Source organism: Microbacterium meiriae (genome assembly GCF_040686935.1).
Classification (GTDB): Bacteria; Actinomycetota; Actinomycetes; order Actinomycetales; family Microbacteriaceae; genus Microbacterium; species Microbacterium meiriae.
Genome location: NZ_JBFBMF010000001.1, coordinates 999,310 through 1,016,591, shown reverse-complemented (window position 1 = coordinate 1,016,591; position 17,282 = coordinate 999,310). Strand labels below are relative to the sequence as shown.

Genomic DNA, 17,282 nt, shown 5'->3' with positions numbered 1-17,282 from the left:
GGCACGCCCGGGTGGCACGTGGTACGAACGTTCGTTGTCTGAAAGTACGGCTAATCCGCTCACGATGGCCGACACATCTGGGCAGTGCCATGCGTGTCTCAGCGGAACAGCACGCCGAGCTGCCCTCACTGCCCCCGCTAGCGAACGTATCGGGAGCGCTTTGAGGGGGCGCGGCGATGGGGCCGCAGATCCGCAAGCGCATTCTCAGATACGAGCCCGCGCCTGGCCAGGCGGGCGTTTGGCGTGTTGTGTGTGTGAACGTCTCCCACTAGTCGGGGTAGCGAATGAATATTCCCGCAGCGGAGAGCACCGTGGCCAGGGTTGCCAGGACGGCGAAGATCGAAGCTGTCACGTTTGCAGGCAAGAGCCAGGTTGCCAGACCCATCCCTAACGCCATCACTATTGCGAGGCTCCAGAACTTTCTGCGGTTTATTGTCGCCAGGTTAACTCGCCAGGTCGCCTTCTGTAGAAGAGTTGACTCCGACAGGTCGCGGTACCCAATCTCGGCAGGCTTGAGGTACGGGTAGAGGTCGCTTTCCCCGTGTGTCATCTTCTTCTTGATCTCGAAAGTTTTCATCGGTGAGCCACCCTTTGCTACCAGCCAACCGACGGCGCCGGCCAGCACGGAGTTCTTGCAAGCCGTGACATCAAAGGCAGCCTTGGCTGCTCGCTCTTGGGTCAAGAAGTCTCGCAGCCCTTCCTCTTCAAGAGTCTTGTACTCAAAGTCGAGATCGCCCCACGAGACTTCGTCAAAGAAATCCTTCATTGGGCGCGGTCTTGACAGCGCCACCGGGTTGTCGAAGTCGGCACTGGGGCGGTACTCGCCCTTCATGAGGCTGTTCACGAACGCATGAAGTCGGTGCTCAATGTCGAGCCGCGTCTGCCCCAGGGATTCCGCGCCAGGCATGCCGACCACCGCGATCACGAATTGATTGACGCCCTGCCGAGCGTTGTGGCTGATCACGTTGAAATAGACGTCGGGCGTTGGTGAGGACGCTAGGATCACTAGCCGCTTACTCATCGCCCAGATCCTGGATACGATTCTTTCCGCGCAATTTCGCGACATGTAGACTCAAAGTGGCCTGCTTGGGGTCACGGCCGATGCCGCAGGAGATGGTCAGGCCAGACTCGGCCAGAAACTGTTTGCGGAGGGTGTCGACGCGAGCGACGTCAACTTCGTGCGTCAAGCGCGCCAGAACTTCATCTCCCGCCGCGAAAACGATAGTGGCACCAAGTGAAGATTCAAGCTGCCGCGACAGCTCCTGCACGCTGCTACTGACTCGAGCGCTAATCTCCGAGGCGCCGTCGATGTCGGACTCAAGCAGTCGAAGCTCAATCGCGGCACCCACGTCGTCGCCATCGAAATACAAATAGGTGCCTGATGAGTTAGCGTGCGCCATCGTCCGAGCGTACCGAATGTCCAACAGGCTGGCGACGGGCTTCTTCATGCAGGCGTGAGCGACGCTGGTCACTCCTCGGGTATCAGCGTGTGGCCGACTCGGACCTCGACTCTCCCGTCCGCCCATCCGCGAAGCGCGCCTGAGCCCGGTCGTGGCGGCGCCCGACCTTGACTAGCTCCGTGGCCTTCGGCAGCCCCATCGGCTTCGTCGACACGTACACGCTCTCGGCGGTGTCGACGAGGAACGTCTCGTGCCACACGCCGACCGCTCCCGGAGCCTTGCGGGCAGCGCGGTTGAAGGCCGTCCACGCCGGACGATGCTGCTGGTCGGGGTTCGAGGCATAGGCGTAGAGCTTGTCGACGGACGACCAGAACTGCACGACGTAGGGGCCGCCCGACCCGAGGAGGAGCTGGTAGCCGAGCAGGCCGGAGTCGGGCTCGGTGCTGAGCTCGCGGAGCATGCGCGGCATGGCGACGAACGCCGGCAGCCACAGGTCGGGGCGCCACCACCGGTTGATCTGCATCCCGATGTGGAACACGACGAGCTCGCCCTCGTGGCGGTGGGTCATGCGACCCGTGATGACTTTCGACATGGCGACTCCTCAATTGGATAGCAATGCTATCCATAATGGATAGCGCTACTATCGAAGTCAAGAGGTGGCCATGAGGATTTCCGAACTGTCAGCGCAGACTGGCGTGACCGTGCCGACGATCAAGTACTACCTGCGCGAGGGGCTGCTGCCCGAGGGCGAGCGCACCTCCGCGACGCAGGCCGTCTATGGCGAGAAGCACGTGGAGCGGCTGCGGGTGATCCGGGCGCTGCTCGACGCGGGCGTGAGCATCGCCGAGACGCGACGGGTGGTTGCGGCGCTGGATGATCCGCCCGCGAACCCGCACGAGCTGCTGGGGACCGCGCATGCCGCGATTACCCCGCTGGCCGATGACTCGCTGGACCTGGCCGGCGCGGAGGAGCTTGCCGCTGGGCTCGGGTGGAAGCCAGGGATGTGTGACCCCGCGGTGCTGCATGCGGTCGCGCGAGCATTGCAGGGGCTGGAGCGCGTCGGGTTCACGGTGCCGGATGCGGTGATGGCGGAGTACCTCGCGAGTGCGCGGCGGATCGCGGATGCGGAGATCGCGGGGGTGCCGGGGGAGTCTGCGGAAGCCGCGGTGCGGTACGTGGTGCTCGGGTCGGTTTTGGTGGAGCCGTTGTTGCTGGCGCTGCGGCGGGTGGCGCAGCAGGTGAGTTCGGGGGAGAGGTTCGGGACGAAGAGATGGCCCTTGAGATAGACGCTGGGCTCGCTTGATTGCGCTCCGCGCGGCTGCCTTGGGATGGTTGAGTTCGCTAATCGGTAGACTCAGAGGCCACCCCTGATCTAGCAACGGGCAGCCCCGCGATGAGGTTTCCCAATACTGCAGTGCTGCCGGGTCCGCCAGCGACGACAGCGTCCACATCCGACTCATAGCGGTCATCCGAAATGGATGTGGGCCAGTCGATATACTTCTGCGCATATCTCAGGAGGTCACATACATATATGGTCTTTTTGCCCTTGATCGTTTTAGGTATATAGATGAGCTCGGCGTGGAAGATGTGGTCACTGTAAGTATCGAAGTGGGGATGTACCAGCGTGAATCCCGCGGAGACGTCAGGATAGGTGACTCGTCTCCTGTTTACCAAAGTCTGCGTGTCGCCTTTCGCGATATTGCAGTCGGGGCAGCAGGCCACTAAGTTAAGCGACTCGAAGGCGAATTGCGGATGCGTGGATCGCGGCACAACGTGATCAACATCCCACATGCGATGATTCTGGGTCGCCAGGAACCTATCGCAGTAGCAACACTTGGAGGATTGAGCATCAATGCAGCGGGTCTTGACAAGCGCCCTGATTTCCCTGGCTCCGTCCAGCGACCATGCATCTGATCCATCTGGCGGTGTGAGACCGCTGATCAGATCGAGTTGCTCCGCGCTAAAGGAAAACGGTTCAGTCACTGCCGGCCTCCGTTTCAAGTACCTGTTGAAGCTGTTCGATGAGAACGCGCGTCGGCGAAGACACCTTCAGGCTCTCGGTCACTGGGGATAGCTGAGCCATGATCTCAGCGAACCGGAGCGAAGACGTCCTGCCATCGGCCGCCAGTCGAAGAGCTTCGACGAGCTCTTGCTTCAAGAAGAGATTGTTCTTACCGCTCACTTGGAACGCCCGCAAGAGGATCTCATCGATAGAGTCCCCAGCGAAATGGGAGCCAGGCTCTGTGTCGGCATCCGCGCGACCGAGCGAGACAACATTGGCTGACTCGGCCGCGATGTCAGCGACAATCATCGGCGAGTGAGTGGCGACCACGAAATGGCACCCGCGAAACTCCGAGAACGTAGCTTCAAGTAGCTCGAGGTACTGTGACTGCCATTCGGGGTGGAGGCTAACCTCTGGCTCGTCGACGATCACGAGCGCGTTGTCCTGAATTACCGCTGCAATTCCGAGTAGGGCTGTCGCAAGCGACAATTCACCTGAGCTCGCTTCGCGTAGGTCTACAATTGATCCTGACGCGGTTTGCAGCTCAACGCTCTTCAATTCGATAAGCCCTGCGCGCCGAAGCAATCGTAGGCTGTCGAACTCGCTTCGACCGCTTGAACCGCGGCCGCGGAAGTCCACTGATAGACGCAGCTCACGCTTTGTGCTGGTGACGTTTCTAGCCGAGTCAACGGCCTCTTGAAGTCGATTAAGCACGTTTGGTTCACGTGACACTAACCTTCGCAAGCGAGCGGCCGTTGAGCGCGCCGCTAGTTGGACGTCGTCGCTGTTCAGTAGGTCGAGCACCGTCCGGTCGCCGTGCCAGAGGGAAGCATAGCGCCAGCGGTAAGCGTGCTCGACGACTGGTAGATAGCCAAGAAATTCGAAGATCTTTGACGTTCTGGATCGTCGCTCGAAGGTTGCCTCGCTCGCGTCCATGAGAGCCTCGAGCGCTCGGTAAACTACTGCGGTCGCTGATGCCCGTCCCGTCCGGTCGCGAAGCCCCAGATAGGTATAGACGCCTTCGGGGCTGTCTGCGTCCTCGTAGCTTCCACGACCCGGGAGCGGGAATTTGTCCAGAACCGTCGTGCTCACTGCGATAACCTTCGAAGGCAGAGGAAGATCTTCGACGGCGACGGGAGAGCCGTTTAAGCTGGCCTCCAGTTCTCGATTTCTCGCCGTTCGCAGCTCGCAGATCTGTTCTCCAATCGAGTACCTTACTCTCGCTGGGACGTGGTCGCGGCGATCGCGCACCACCTTCCCGTTCGCGGCGTCAACGAACATCGAAGCGAGGGCTCCGAGCATCCGGCTCTTTCCGAGTCCATTCCTCCCGATCAAAACAGAAGTCCAGCGCGTTGCCGCCATGTCGGGCGAAGGTCGCGGTGCAAAGGTTACAGAAGAAGACCTGATTCTGCTGTCGGCAGCATGCCAGATAGTTCCCGGAGCGCGCTCTTCGCCGATTTCCAGGTTCAATACGCGAAAACCGCTCACGTGGTCATCTTTTCTCTCGCTAGAAGTTGAAATCTAGCAGGCACGGTATCGCAACGAGCAGTCACGAGTGGTTGGACTTCAGGAACTCATACAGCATCGCAGGCAACGCCTTACTCAGTTCCGCGAACAGCCCGCTGTCGCTGAGCATGTCGTCGACAAGCAGGGGCGTCTCGTCCCGCACCTCGATGACCGCCTTCGCAAACGCTTTCGGCAGCGCCGGCGACTCCGCGAACTGCTGCGGAGTGTTCACCTCGGCCTGTCGAGCGAGGTCGTAGTCGACGGCGAGCTTGCCCACGATGTGGTTGACGGTGAGGTCGACTGCGCCGTTCCCGTATTTGTGGCCGAAGCGCTCGTTGAGCTTGCCAATGATCTCCTCGAGAGCGCTGCGGTGCTTCTCGTGAATCGCGCCGGAACCGATCGCGGTAATCGGGTCGAGTCCCGGCCCCTGCTCCAGGTTGAGCTTCACGGAATCCCCGGGTGCGATGCTGTACTCCGTGAGCTGCACCTTGGAGATGTCGACCGGCTCTTCATAGGTCGCCGTCGACAACTGCGGCAAGATACGCCGCAAGAAGTAGTGCCGCCGAGGCAGGTCGGTGTCCTCGAGGTTCCGCGCCTGCGAGATGAAGTCGTAAAACTTCACGTACTGGCCCGCGTCGCTCTTGAACAGCTTGAGCTCGTCCTGCTCCGCGGCATCCCCATCGGTGACCGCGTTAAACCACCGCTTCGAGAACCGATCGACCGCAGGAGCGGTCGCGGCACTCACCGCACTGTTCGCGTTCAGGCCACCCACGAGAGCTGCATCGAACGCCTGCGACACTTCGCCCATCGTGTATATCCCGGCGCCGTCAAGCTTCGTCACCAAGTCGTAGATCAGGTTCGGGTCCGTCGTCGCCGTCAGCGTCGCTTCGCGGTAATAGGCCTTGAACGCATCCAGGATCTCGAGCGGCTCGTTCACGAAGTCGAGCACGAACGTCTTGTCCTTGCCCGGGTACGTGCGATTGAGCCTCGAGAGCGTCTGGACGGCCTGCACCCCGCCGAGCTTGCGATCCACATACATCGCGACCAGCCGAGGCTGGTCGAAGCCAGTCTGGAACTTCTCCGCGACGATCATCACGTTGTACGTCGAAGGCTTGAACGCTGCAGCCAGATCAGACGTCCACAGGCCCGGGTTCTGGGTCTTCTCCGTCAGGCCCTCACCGACGTCCTCGGGATCTTCGACTGTGCCGGAGAACGCGACGAGCGCCTTGACACCCTGAATGCGCGAGTCGGATAGGTACGTGTCGAGGTACTTCTTCCAGCGCACCGCCTCCTTGCGGGAGCCGGTGACCACCATCGCCTTCGCTTTGCTGTCCAAGAGTGGCTGCGCGAACGCGCGGAAGTGATCGACAACGATCTTCGCCTTCTGACTGATGTTCGTGGGATGCAGTCGCACATACTGCACAAGCGCCTTCACCGCAGTTGACTCGTCGACCTCCCCCGGACCGTCATAGTCCGCTCCCGGATGCTGCAGCTGCCACGCGACCTTGTAGGGCGTGTAGTTCTGCAGCACGTCAATGATGAAGCCTTCCTCGATCGCCTGCTGCATCGAGTACAGGTCGAACGGCTCCGGCGTCTCGGCCCCATTGGGTATCCGACCGAACAGCTCCAGCGTCTTCGCCTTCGGTGTCGCGGTGAATGCAAAGTACGAGATGTTGGATGCGTTAGCGGTGACCTCCATCGCCCACTGCAGATACGCCTCCGAATCGATCGGAGCGCCCTCCGCGACGGCAGCCTGCTCCTGAGGCGACAGCACCTTTGTCAGCGCGCCCGCCGTGGAGCCTGTCTGCGACGAGTGAGCCTCGTCAGCGATCACCGCGAACCGCCGCCCTTGCAGCTCAGGCTTGGACTGGATCGTCGTGATCAACGCCTCGAACGTCTGGATCGTCACGACCACGATCTGCTTGCCCCCCGACAGCGCTAACGCAAGTTCGGTCGACTTCGACCCCCCGTTCTCGCGGGTGATCGACTGCACCACGCCGGCACGTTTCTCGAACTGACCGATCGCGTCTTGCAGCTGCTTGTCGAGCACCGTCCGATCAGTGACGACCACAACTGTGTCGAACACTTTCTCGTTCTGTTCGTCATGCAGTTGAGATAGCCGGTGAGCGAGCCACGCGATCGAGTTCGTCTTTCCCGATCCCGCGGAATGCTGCACGAGGTAGCGACTACCCGCACCCTCCGTACGTGCTGCTTCCACGAGCCTGTTGACTGCCCGCCACTGGTGATAGCGCGGGAACAGGATCTTCTCAGTACGCGTCTTCTTGCCCGTGTCGGGATCGACATCGACCTCGACCTGCAGATGCACGAACGAACCGAGCACCTGCAGCCAGGCATCCCGCTGCAGCAGTTCTTCCCAGAAGTAGGAAGATGCCGAGCCCGCGGGGTTCGGCGGGTTGCCCGCTCCCTCGTCATAACCCTGGTTGAACGGAAGGAAGCGAGTGCCTGCGCCGGCGAGCTTTGTCGTCATCCGCACCTCGTTGTTTGAGACGACGAAGTGCACGAGCGACCGCTTCGCGAACGCGAAGAGCGGCTCACCCGCCGGGTTGCGGTCAAACCGATATTGGGTGAGCGCGTTGCTGATCGGCTGAGTAAACTCCGTCTTCAGCTCGACGGTCGCCACCGGGATGCCGTTGACGAACAGCACCAGGTCGAGCGCCTTGTTCGGATGCTTCGCCGAGTAATGCACCTGCCGCATCACCCGCACGCGCATCTTCGCGTAGTCGGCAAGGGTTTCGGGGTTGTTCAAAGTCGCCGGCCGGAGCTGCGCCATACGGAACTTCACCGCTCCACCGTGCAGCGGCACCATCGAGAACCCCTCGTGAAGGATGCGGATCGTGCCGCCGTTCTTCATCGGGTCGTTGTCGAGAGATTTCGCGAGGCGAGTGAGGATGCTCCGGGATGCCGCTTCGCGCTGCGCCTCGGTGTCGTCCGACCGCACCACCTTCGCGAACTCGATCGGCTGTGACTCAGCGAGCCACTCGAGCACGTCGTCCCGGAAGAGCGCAAGCTCGCGATCGTAGCCCACATCCGTCAGCGAGTAGAGCCAACCATTGGATGCCAGAAACTCGGCGATCTCGTTCTCGAGCACCGACTCAAGGTGCGCTCCCGCCACGCCTTTCGACTCGTTCATCAACTACCCATCAACTTAGCTCTGTCTTCGCGAACCGCGGAATCTCGCGGAATCTCGCTCACGGTGGTCACGCTACCTGCTCGTTCATCAACTACCTATCAACTTGACGATCATCGGGAGCAGCCCAGAACGGCACGTATCTCATCATCCTCGGCGAGGCGTCAGGGTCGTAGGCAACAATCAGGCCCCGATTGACTGCATCCTTCAGCAGTCGAGACGCCGTCGCCTTGTTCCGTTCTTCGATACCGAACCGCTCTCGCACCGAGCTGTTCGTCGTGTTCAGCCGAGAGACTTGATTGAGACAAGCGTGCAAGTAGACGGCGGCGGCGCGCTCGTCACCGGTCATGTCGCCGAGCGAGCGTTGGTTCAGCAGTGTGACTCTCATGGTCTCGTCGGTCGTCGTGACCTCCGGCGCGGGGAGATGGTGGACCTCGACCTGGGAGGCGACTTTGTCCCAGCCGGACCCCCGCTCCTCGCAAACGCCCATGCGGCGCAGGAGACTCGCCAGTTCCTCGTTGCGAGAGCGCGGAGGTGCGTCCACGAGCCGCTGTTTGTCGATGAGCGGCTGGCCGGGATTCGAGATCTCAACGCGATCGTCGAAGATCTCGACCATCGGGCCAGCACCGGTAATCCCGAAGTCCTGGTGGATCAGAGCATTGGCCACGAGCTCGCGCACGACGAGAGGCGGGTAGACCGCATTCGTTGTCCGCAGCGCGGAGCCGACCTCTTCGCTTGTCGGCAGGAGGCCGTTGACGTAGTCAATGAGTCCTTCAAATCCTGAGGCATAACCTCGCGCGCCGATCTGCTCTTTGAGTGTCTCGAGCCGGTTCGACCCTCGGTATCGGATGACCCGGAACGCCTTGCGTGCCAGCGATGGGAAGTCGGCCAGCCTCCGGGCGAGAAGGACGCCACCGAGGTTTGTGATCGCCCACGATCCGGGCTCCTTCGCGATCAGACCGTCGGCCCTCAGCGCGTCCAGGATGCCGTGTCGGTTCTCGGGAAGCGGGAGATTCAGCATGTGGAAGTACGACGGGTAGTCGAGTAGCCCAAGAACTTGGTCATCGGTGAGGCGCTCGCGAGCCGCGGCTTTAGTCCAGCTCCGCTGGTCGAAGGCTCGCCACAGCCGCCGCATACGATCCGTGTACTTCGCAAGCTCACGAGTGGACGGACCGACGCGCACGTACTCAACGCCGCGGAACTTCACAGGCTCGGAGATCGCCGGCTCGATCGTCAGCACCACGACGTCCTTGCGATTCACCGTCAACCGATCGAACTGCAGATGGATCTGGGGCTGCAGCAGGCGTACCAGCCATGTCTCGAGCTGCTCATTGCCCTTCTTCGCTCGCGCGGGATCAAACATCGTGCCGACCGTCTTGTGCGTACCGTCTTCGATGCCCCAGATCAGATACCCGAAGTCCTCACCGGCGATGCGGGCGGAGTTGGAAAGCGCCGAGACCGACTTCCCGATCATCTCGGGGTCTGTGTTATCGACCTTGAACTCAACCCACTCGGTCTCGGCGGGAAGCGTCGTCAGATCTGGCACGAGGTGCAGGAGCTGATCACGCGTGTGCATCATGTCGGCGGCCCCACATCGATCTTCCCTGTCACCGCAGCCGAGATGAGCGCGGCACGACGTTCACGCATCAACTCGATCGACTGTCGGGCTGTTTCTAGGGCTGCGTCGATCGATGCGTGTTGTTCGCGGATGTGGGTCACGATTCGGCGCTGCGTGGGCGTATCCGGAAGCGCAATGGTGAACTTTCCTACCTGCTGTTCGCTCATATGAGGGACGCTTACGCCGGTAAAGTCGGGCTCAATGTACATCGCGAAACCACCCCATGCGAGTGAGTACTCGAGATAGTCATTGCGGACGCGCGTCCCCCTCAGCCGAAGCACACGTTGCACCAGTAGCGCGCCCGCGTCTCCGTGAGCTATCGGCGCGAGCCGTAGGCCTCCGCTGATCACTGGACGGTCCATTCCAAGTACTAGATCGCCCTCGTCGAGTCTGTACCGATTCTCGACGTCCGCCGGGGGGTCCGTAACCCCCACGGTCTCGGCCCACGAGACGGTCCCGACCCCTACGTTGATGCCACGCAGCAAGCGCGTCGCGGCGTGGTCGTCGACGAAATCGCCACTCGCGAATGCGTATCCAGGTAGCGACCGAGCGACGAATTTGACGCGAACTGCTTCCCAGTCCTCGGGAATGCGGCCAAGCCACTCGCATCCTGAGTCCTTGAGAGCTCCCGATCCGTCGATGCCTCGGGTTACTGCCTGCGCAGTGACGGCGGAGCGGCGCTCGGTGAGGAGAGCGATGAGTTCCTCGTTCTTCGCGATAAACGCGTCGATCTGCGCTGTCTCGTGGTCCAGATAGTCCGCGATCGCCCTCTGCTCTTCGACGGGGGGTCTTGGCACCTGAATGGATCCTATGTGCTGGAGATTTAGCCCGTCTCGAAGGTCACCGCCAGCGAGCCCGCGGATATTCAGGTAGTTGGACGCGAGCCAGTATTGGAGAAAGCGGTAGTCAAGCGAGATTCCTGGGACGATGGCTGCCAGCGACTGATTCAGAGTGCTATTGATTTCGAGGCGCGCAGCCATCCCCTTCGTCTTGCCCTGTCCTGCAAGAGCCACAAGCACAGACCCCTTCGGCGCCCATCGCGTCGCACCGTTGGCCAACGCTTCCCGAGCGATGAGCTCTGACGGCTTCGAGATTGCCCAGTCATTCACCGACCCGGAGTTCAGCCAGGGAACTGTGCCATCAGACCAGTAGTCGGCGTTCTTTCGGTCGGGGGTGCCGCCGGCGAAAATCTTTGCCAGCATCTTCAGGTTGACGACGTCCCATGCGGGCGGAATATCCGGCGCCCACTCGAGCATCGCTCGGGAAGTCTCGTCGCTCACCGCTCGACCTCGACGAGCATCGCCCGGAGTTGGTCCATGACCGCCTCGAGATCCCGATCGATCTCGTCGAGCGATCGGGGAGGCACGTACCTATAGAAGTGGCGAGTGAAGGGGATCTCGGCGCCCTCCTTTGTCTTGGCGTGGTCAACCCAGGCATCCGGCACGTACGGCAGCACCTCACGCCGAACGTACTCGTCGACGTCCACTTCCCACGGCACGTTCTCGGTATCGCGTAGCGAGTTGTCTGGCTCCGGGTTGCTCTTGGCATCCAGGCACACGTCGGCGGTGTCGTCCTGCTCGCCGAGCTCCGCCGTAAGGGCTTTCAGCAACGGCCCGGTGATCGAGAAGCCCGCGGCCCTCGCGGCATCCTTTAGCGACTTGTGGAACACGGCCCGGTTCTTCCAGACCGCGTCGTCACCCAGAGACTCGAGCACCCGACGCAACGCAACAGCATCCGCCTCGCTCAGCTTCTGCACCGCCTTCGCCGCGAACACCGCGTCGATACGCTCGGGGGTCGCCTGCCAGTTGAGCTTGAGTGGTCGCTCGACGGTGATGGTGCGGTAGAGGAAGTCCTCGTTGCGGAAGATCTTCGACTTCTCGCCATCTTCGAAGCCGACGTACAGCCCCACGATGGTTTCGATGTCCTGGGCCGAGAGTTCGTTGCGCTTCGATCCGAGACCCTTGCGGAGCTTGGTGAACATCTCGCGCCCGTCGATCAGCTGCACGTGGCCCTTGCGCTCATCGGTCTTGCGGTTGCTGAGCACCCAGATGTAGGTGGAGATGCCGGTGTTGTAGAACATGTCCTTCGGCAGTCCGATGATCGCCTCGACGAGGTCGTTGTCAAGCAGCCACTTGCGGATGTTCGATTCGCCCCCGCCTGCGCCCCCGGAGAACAGCGGCGACCCGTTCAACACGATCGCGACGCGCGAACCGCCATCCTCCTGCTTACGCATCTTGGAGACCAGATGCAGGAGGAAGAGCATCGCACCGTCGCTGACAGCCGGTGTGCCGGGACCGAAGCGGCCGTTGAAGCCGAGACGCGCGTGCTCTTCGTCAACGTACGTGCGCTGATCCTTCCAGTCGACGCCGAACGGCGGGTTGGACAGCCCGTAGTCGAATTTCTTGTCGTCGAAGGCATCCTCGGTGAGGGTGTCGCCGAGTGCAATGTTGTCGACATCCTGACCCTTGATGACCATGTCAGCCTTGCAGATCGCATAGGACGCGTCGTTGTAGTCCTGCCCGTAGAGGCTGAGCTGGATGTTCGGGTTCATGCGGCGCAGGTACTCGTCGGCGACGGAGAGCATCCCGCCGGTGCCGGCGGTCGGGTCGTAGATGGAACGGACGACGCCCGGCTTCGAGAGTGCGTCATCGTCGAGCGCGAAGATCAGCTGCACCATGAGCGCGATGACCTCGCGCGGTGTGTAGTGATCGCCCGCGGTCTCGTTCGATCGCTCGTTCGCCCACCGGATGAGCTCCTCGAAGATCAGCCCCATGTCGATGTTGCTGACGACGTTCGGGTGGAAGTCGGCCTGAGCGAACTTCTCGGTCACGGCGTAGAGCCTGTTCTTCTCGGCCAGCTTGTTGAGCGTCTTGTCGAACTCGAAGCGCTCGAAGATGTCACGGACGTTCTCCGAGAACCCCGCGAGGTAGGCCGACAGGTTCGCGCGAAGATCCTGCGGGTCGGCGACGAGCTTCGCGAAGTCGAAAGGGCTGGTGTTGTAGAACTGGTGGCCCGCGGCCTCGGTCAGTCGCAGGTGCCGCAGCATGTCGGGCATCGACTCCGTCGCCTTCGCGACGTTCAGCACCTTCGGCTTGGTCTCCGCAAGCACGGCATCCAGACGCCGGAGAACCGTGAACGGAAGGACAACCGATCCGTACTCCGCGGGCTTGAACGGGCCGCGCAGTGACTCTGCGATGTTCCAGATGAAGTTAACGTGGTTCACCACTGAAGAGACTCCCGCATGATCGTTTGCGCGCACGGAGCCGATGGGCTCACACGCTGCTTACCATCTTTCCCTACGGCTTCAGTCTTCGGCGCTGTCCGACACGACGAGCACGCTAGTGAGCGGAATCTCCGCCCGCCACCGTTGCGGGAGCGCGTCGTAGTTCTCGAGCACCATCGTCACGAGATCCTCGCCGGTGAGGAGGCGAAGGCCGGGACGTTGTCGTTCAATGGCCAGCGCATCGCGAGTGTAGGAGCCGAGGGTGACGAAGAGTGACAACTCCCCAAGCCCCTGTGTGCCGATGAGTTGCTGCACCTCGGGCGAGCCGATCGTGCCCGTGTGATGCTTGCACTGCACCTTGATAAGCGGCGGTTCCACCCCGAGCGGATCGCGGTGGGCGATCACATCGACACCGCCATCCTGCGAGTACTGCGTCACGCGAGCCTGGTAGCCCAAGGCGCGGAGAAGCGCCGCCGTGAAGTCCTCGAACTCCTGGTGTGTCAGCCGTTTGTGCAGTGCCTCCAGAACGAAGTCCCGCGTGTGACGCTCGATTCGCGAGGCTCGCGGCTCATCATCCGTGTCGTCCGAGGTCTCCGATTCGATAACCTTCTTCTCGACGGCTTCGGATACCTGCTCGACGGACTCGCCTGCGCTGCTCAATGCGGTCAAGAACTCGTCGGTGTGATTACGAATTCGGAAGACAGCGAGAACAGACCCGATCTCGTATAGCGCCGACTGTGTGAACACCGTCCGAGGCAAACCAAGCTGCTTCCATTCGACCCTGTGCCGGTGCCGATGGATGGGAGCGTCGGCCTCGTAGTAGTAGGGGCTCGTGACGACGCCGATGTTGATAGTCGAGTTCGGTCGGTACGGGGCCACGATCACGTCGCCGACCTGCATGTCGTCACGGAACCGCACGAGAGTTCCCGCCTGTCCTGCGATCGAACGCGGCTTGGCGTCGGGGTTGATTTCGCTCAGTATGGCCTTCAAGCCCTCGCGTCCACCAGGGATATCGGATAGCGAGTTGAGCTCGTCCCACCCAATGCTGATGAACCCCTCATCAGTGAGCTCGTTCGTGAGCACGTTGTTGTGGACGCCCCAGACATTCATGCAGTCGCTCCTTGTTGCCGAAGTCACGCCAGCGCTGGCGTTCCAGACAGTGCCATACTGCCCCACCCGCGTTCCCGTCCTGAACCGAACCGAGCCGATCGCTACCTCGGTGGCGTCTACGGTCGCCGATACAGTGACGTCATGACCTCGATCCCCGCGCCCTCATCCGGCTTCGCGACCATCGACTTCGAGACCACGGGCTTCTACGCAGAGGGGACAGATCGGGCGATCGAGATCTCTGTGGTCCACTCGGAACCGGACGGCACGATCACCGGCCAATGGGAGACGCTCATCAACCCAGGCCGAGACCTCGGTCGGCAGGACATCCACGGCATCAGTGCCCGAGAGATACTGCGTGCACCGCAGTTCACCGGTATCACTGCCGACCTGGTCGACCTGCTGTCACAGCGCGTTGTCGTGGCGCACAACGCCTCGTTTGACATGCGCTTCCTCGAAGCCGAGTTGGGGCGTGCGGCCTACTGGGCGGGCGTGCCGTTCGTCAGCATCTGCACGATGCGACTGGCGCGCACCCACCTTGGCGGAAGCAGCACGCTCGCCGACTGCTGCGCTGCCTTCGATATCGACCTCAGTGGGGCACACCGCGCAGCGGTTGATGCGCGCGCGACGGCAGAACTCCTCGGCGCTTTCGTGGCGAGCACGGGGCAGTCCTCATGGCGCGACCTGCTCGGACAGGCAGAGCGGCTGGCCCCGTACGCCGGGGAGCGCGGTGAGTGGCTCGCGCGTACCAACGTCGAGGACTATTCGCCAAGTTTCTTGGAGCGGATCCTCGACCGTGTCCCGGATGTCAGCGACTCCGACGAGCAAGCGGAATACGTCGCCCTCGTCGAGCGGTGCCTCCTCGACCGCTACCTGTCGGAACATGAGAAAGACGCCCTCGTCGCGTTCGCCGAGCGAACCGGACTGCCCCGCGCTACGGTCGAGCGGCTGCATCGCGACTACCTCGCCGCGCTGGTGAAGATCGCTTGGGCAGATGGCGTGATCACTGAGGATGAGCGCGCCGACCTGATCTCTGTCGCGCAGCTTCTGGAGGTGCCCGCGGAGATCGTGCTGGACGCCGTCGCTCAGCCGGTCGAGATTGTGGAACCTCCGGCGGCGACGTCGGCTTTCGTGTTAAATCCCGGAGACATCGTCGTCCTCACTGGAGAGATGACGAGAGCGCGCTCCGAATGGGAACACTGTCTCCGCGAACACGGCATCGTCGCGAAGCCGGCCGTGACGAAGGCAGCGCGCCTCGTGGTCGCGGCCGATCCGGACTCCCTTTCCGGGAAAGCGCGAAAAGCGCGGGACTACGGCATCCCGATCGTCGGGGAGTCCTGGCTCGCCGAGCGCTACGTGTGACCGACGGAACGGCACGAGCATGACAAGTGTGGGTGAGTTGTTGGCCCACGCCGGTCTCGTACACCAAGGCGTCGTGCGCTGGGGTGATAGTCCAACAGTGGCGGGCCCCGGGGCGTATCTCGTGTCGACGGCGGAGGACCTGGAATCGAGCGCAGGCCTCGAAACCCCGCCACTCGATTCGCAGGCGATCGCGGCGCTACTCGACGTGCGGCCGGAGACGTCGATCGACGGGACGCCTGCGACACCTAACGCGGTCGAACGTCGACTCCGGCGATGTGGCCCGCGGGCGAGCCTGTCGTCTACGTAGGACTCGCAGGGACCAGCGTTCGTGCCCGCGTACGGCAGTTTTACACGACGCGTATCGGGGCTCGGGCCCCGCATGCGGGCGGGTGGCCCGTGAAGATGTTGGACCAATCGAAGCTATGGGTGCACTTCGGAGCCGCGCCTGACCCTGTCCTGGCGGAACGCGTCATGCTCGAACGATTCGTGTCGGGACTCGGAGCTGAAGTTCAGTCCGCGCTGATCGACCCAAAGCGCGCGCTGCCGTTTGCGAATCTAACTATGCCTCGCGTTGGCCGAAAGAGGCATGGCTTCGCAGGGGTGAAAGCGCCGCTGAATGTCCGCGGAGACCGGTAGCATCCGACTAGCGCAGAAAATGACTCAATCGGTCGGCGCTCTCTGAACTATTCGAGGATCACGCTGGGGGACCTGTGGCGCAAGACAAAGACGTCAAAATCGCATCGGCCGGGGTTGCGACCTCAGTGAAGCTTCCGGATGACTTTCAGGACAAGGTCTTTAAGGCCATCGCGGTCCAGCGCCCGGCGGTTGGCGCGTATATCAAGGAGGTGCGCCGGAAGAACCCGGGAGCGACACCTGCTCAGGTGATGAAGACCATCGAGTCCCAGTACGTCGCAACAACCACCGCAGCGAGCGCCGCGGTTGGCGCCTCCGCGACGATCCCCGCGGTCGGAATTCCCGTGGCACTTGGGCTCGGGGTCGCCGACCTGCTGTTCTTCTATGAGACGACTGCTCTCTTCGCTCTCTGCATGGCTGAACTGCGTGGAATCCCCGTCGACGACCCCGATCGCGCGAAGGTCATCGTCCTCGGGGCACTTCTGGGCGAGAAGCGTCGAAGCCCCGTTTCGCAGATCGTGCTGAGCGCGCTCCCTGCCGGAGCAACTGTTGCGGGAGCCCGCGCGGTCGCCGGGGGAGCTCTTTCAGGCGCGACCCCGAAATGGGGCGACCTGGTCGCCCAGCAGATACCTGATTCCGCGCTCGTGCCAGTGACCATGGTGCTGGCAAAACAGGCGATCGCGCAGGGAACGGTGATGGGCGCCGTGAAGATCAGTTCGAAGGCGATCCCCGTTATTGGTGCCGTGGCGGGAGGAGCGACCAGCTTCTACTTCGGAAGCAGCGTGGTGAAGTCGTGCCGCGCTGGCTTCTCCGAACCGACGGAGATCTGGCCGGAATGGCTCGAGCTGACGGACAGCGACGGCGACGGTATCCCGGACCCCTCGAAGGCTGTGCTTGCGATGCGTGCTGCATCGGAGTCAGCAAAGGACTTCGGCGAGAACGTGTGGGGACGGATCGTTGACTCTACTGAGGTCTTTAGGAGCGTCGACCTCGACGGCGACGGTGTTCCCGACGAGGCGCGCGCGGTGACCGTGGTAAAGGGTGCGGCAACGACTGTCGGCGCTGCGGCCGGTGGAGCAGCGAAAGCCGTGGGTGGAGCTGCAGGTGGCGCTGTCAAGGCCGTCGGCGGCGTGGCAACGGGCGCTGCTGGCGCCGTCTCCGGTCTGTTCAAGAGGGGGAAGTTGGCGAGCGGCAAGTCCGACAACAGCGCAGCCGAACAGACTGCCGAAGCGGAATCAAACGAATCCTCGACCTAGGCGGGCGCAACCTTCGAAGTCTCTGTC

At 62.2% G+C, this 17,282-nt stretch carries 13 protein-coding genes; 3 read left to right on the top strand and 10 right to left on the bottom strand.

From position 1 onward, the window contains the following. Nucleotides 1-268 precede the first annotated feature (268 nt). The 3 genes from AB0P08_RS04850 to AB0P08_RS04840 all read right to left on the bottom strand — a co-directional run bounded on the left by AB0P08_RS04850 (nucleotide 269) and on the right by AB0P08_RS04840 (nucleotide 1,992). On the bottom strand, nucleotides 269-1,021 hold the full coding sequence (locus AB0P08_RS04850) for a hypothetical protein (RefSeq protein ID WP_363588447.1): 753 nt from the start codon (nucleotides 1,019-1,021) through the stop codon (nucleotides 269-271). Next, nucleotides 1,014-1,400 carry a mCpol domain-containing protein gene (locus AB0P08_RS04845; protein ID WP_363588445.1) on the bottom strand — a complete coding sequence of 129 codons (387 nt, stop codon included), beginning with the start codon at nucleotides 1,398-1,400 and terminating at the stop codon, nucleotides 1,014-1,016. The genes AB0P08_RS04850 and AB0P08_RS04845 overlap by 8 nt, the downstream gene beginning before the upstream one ends. 82 nt (nucleotides 1,401-1,482) lie before the next feature. Next, nucleotides 1,483-1,992: a DUF4188 domain-containing protein gene (locus tag AB0P08_RS04840; RefSeq protein ID WP_363588443.1), complete on the bottom strand. Its 510-nt coding sequence runs from the start codon at nucleotides 1,990-1,992 to the stop codon at nucleotides 1,483-1,485. A 70-nt stretch (nucleotides 1,993-2,062) separates the two neighbouring features. Between AB0P08_RS04840 and AB0P08_RS04835 the strand changes: the two genes are divergently transcribed. Next, nucleotides 2,063-2,686, top strand: coding sequence for a MerR family transcriptional regulator (locus tag AB0P08_RS04835; RefSeq protein ID WP_363588441.1), 624 nt, complete (start codon nucleotides 2,063-2,065; stop codon nucleotides 2,684-2,686). A 55-nt stretch (nucleotides 2,687-2,741) separates the two neighbouring features. On the opposite strand, the gene AB0P08_RS04830 is transcribed toward AB0P08_RS04835, so the two are convergent. From AB0P08_RS04830 to AB0P08_RS04800, 7 genes are all read right to left on the bottom strand, one after another. Continuing rightward, complete coding sequence (locus AB0P08_RS04830; RefSeq protein WP_363588439.1) at nucleotides 2,742-3,383, bottom strand: HNH endonuclease; 642 nt, start codon at nucleotides 3,381-3,383, stop codon at nucleotides 2,742-2,744. Continuing rightward, the gene (locus AB0P08_RS04825) at nucleotides 3,376-4,764 is read right to left on the bottom strand and encodes an ATP-binding protein (RefSeq protein ID WP_363588437.1); all 1,389 of its coding nucleotides are present in this window, start codon (nucleotides 4,762-4,764) and stop codon (nucleotides 3,376-3,378) included. The genes AB0P08_RS04830 and AB0P08_RS04825 overlap by 8 nt, the downstream gene beginning before the upstream one ends. Before the next feature lie 187 nt (nucleotides 4,765-4,951). Continuing rightward, entirely contained in the window at nucleotides 4,952-8,059 is a 3,108-nt protein-coding gene (locus AB0P08_RS04820) for a type I restriction endonuclease subunit R (RefSeq protein WP_363588435.1), read from the bottom strand. Between the two features lie 91 nt (nucleotides 8,060-8,150). After that, complete coding sequence (locus AB0P08_RS04815; protein WP_363588433.1) at nucleotides 8,151-9,635, bottom strand: ATP-binding protein; 1,485 nt, start codon at nucleotides 9,633-9,635, stop codon at nucleotides 8,151-8,153. Then, nucleotides 9,632-10,954: a restriction endonuclease subunit S gene (locus tag AB0P08_RS04810; RefSeq protein WP_363588431.1), complete on the bottom strand. Its 1,323-nt coding sequence runs from the start codon at nucleotides 10,952-10,954 to the stop codon at nucleotides 9,632-9,634. Before AB0P08_RS04810 ends, AB0P08_RS04815 begins: the two co-directional genes overlap by 4 nt. Then, nucleotides 10,951-12,900 carry a type I restriction-modification system subunit M gene (locus tag AB0P08_RS04805; RefSeq protein ID WP_363588429.1) on the bottom strand — a complete coding sequence of 650 codons (1,950 nt, stop codon included), beginning with the start codon at nucleotides 12,898-12,900 and terminating at the stop codon, nucleotides 10,951-10,953. The genes AB0P08_RS04810 and AB0P08_RS04805 overlap by 4 nt, the downstream gene beginning before the upstream one ends. A gap of 78 nt (nucleotides 12,901-12,978) precedes the next feature. After that, nucleotides 12,979-14,007, bottom strand: coding sequence for a restriction endonuclease (locus AB0P08_RS04800; protein WP_363588427.1), 1,029 nt, complete (start codon nucleotides 14,005-14,007; stop codon nucleotides 12,979-12,981). A gap of 141 nt (nucleotides 14,008-14,148) precedes the next feature. Between AB0P08_RS04800 and AB0P08_RS04795 the strand changes: the two genes are divergently transcribed. Together AB0P08_RS04795 and AB0P08_RS04790 are read left to right on the top strand one after the other, a co-directional pair. Further along, nucleotides 14,149-15,366 (top strand): exonuclease domain-containing protein, encoded by a 1,218-nt coding sequence (locus AB0P08_RS04795; RefSeq protein ID WP_363588425.1) that lies wholly within the window; start codon nucleotides 14,149-14,151, stop codon nucleotides 15,364-15,366. 710 nt (nucleotides 15,367-16,076) lie between these two features. Next, entirely contained in the window at nucleotides 16,077-17,255 is a 1,179-nt protein-coding gene (locus tag AB0P08_RS04790; protein WP_363588423.1) for a hypothetical protein, read from the top strand. Nucleotides 17,256-17,282 lie beyond the last annotated feature (27 nt).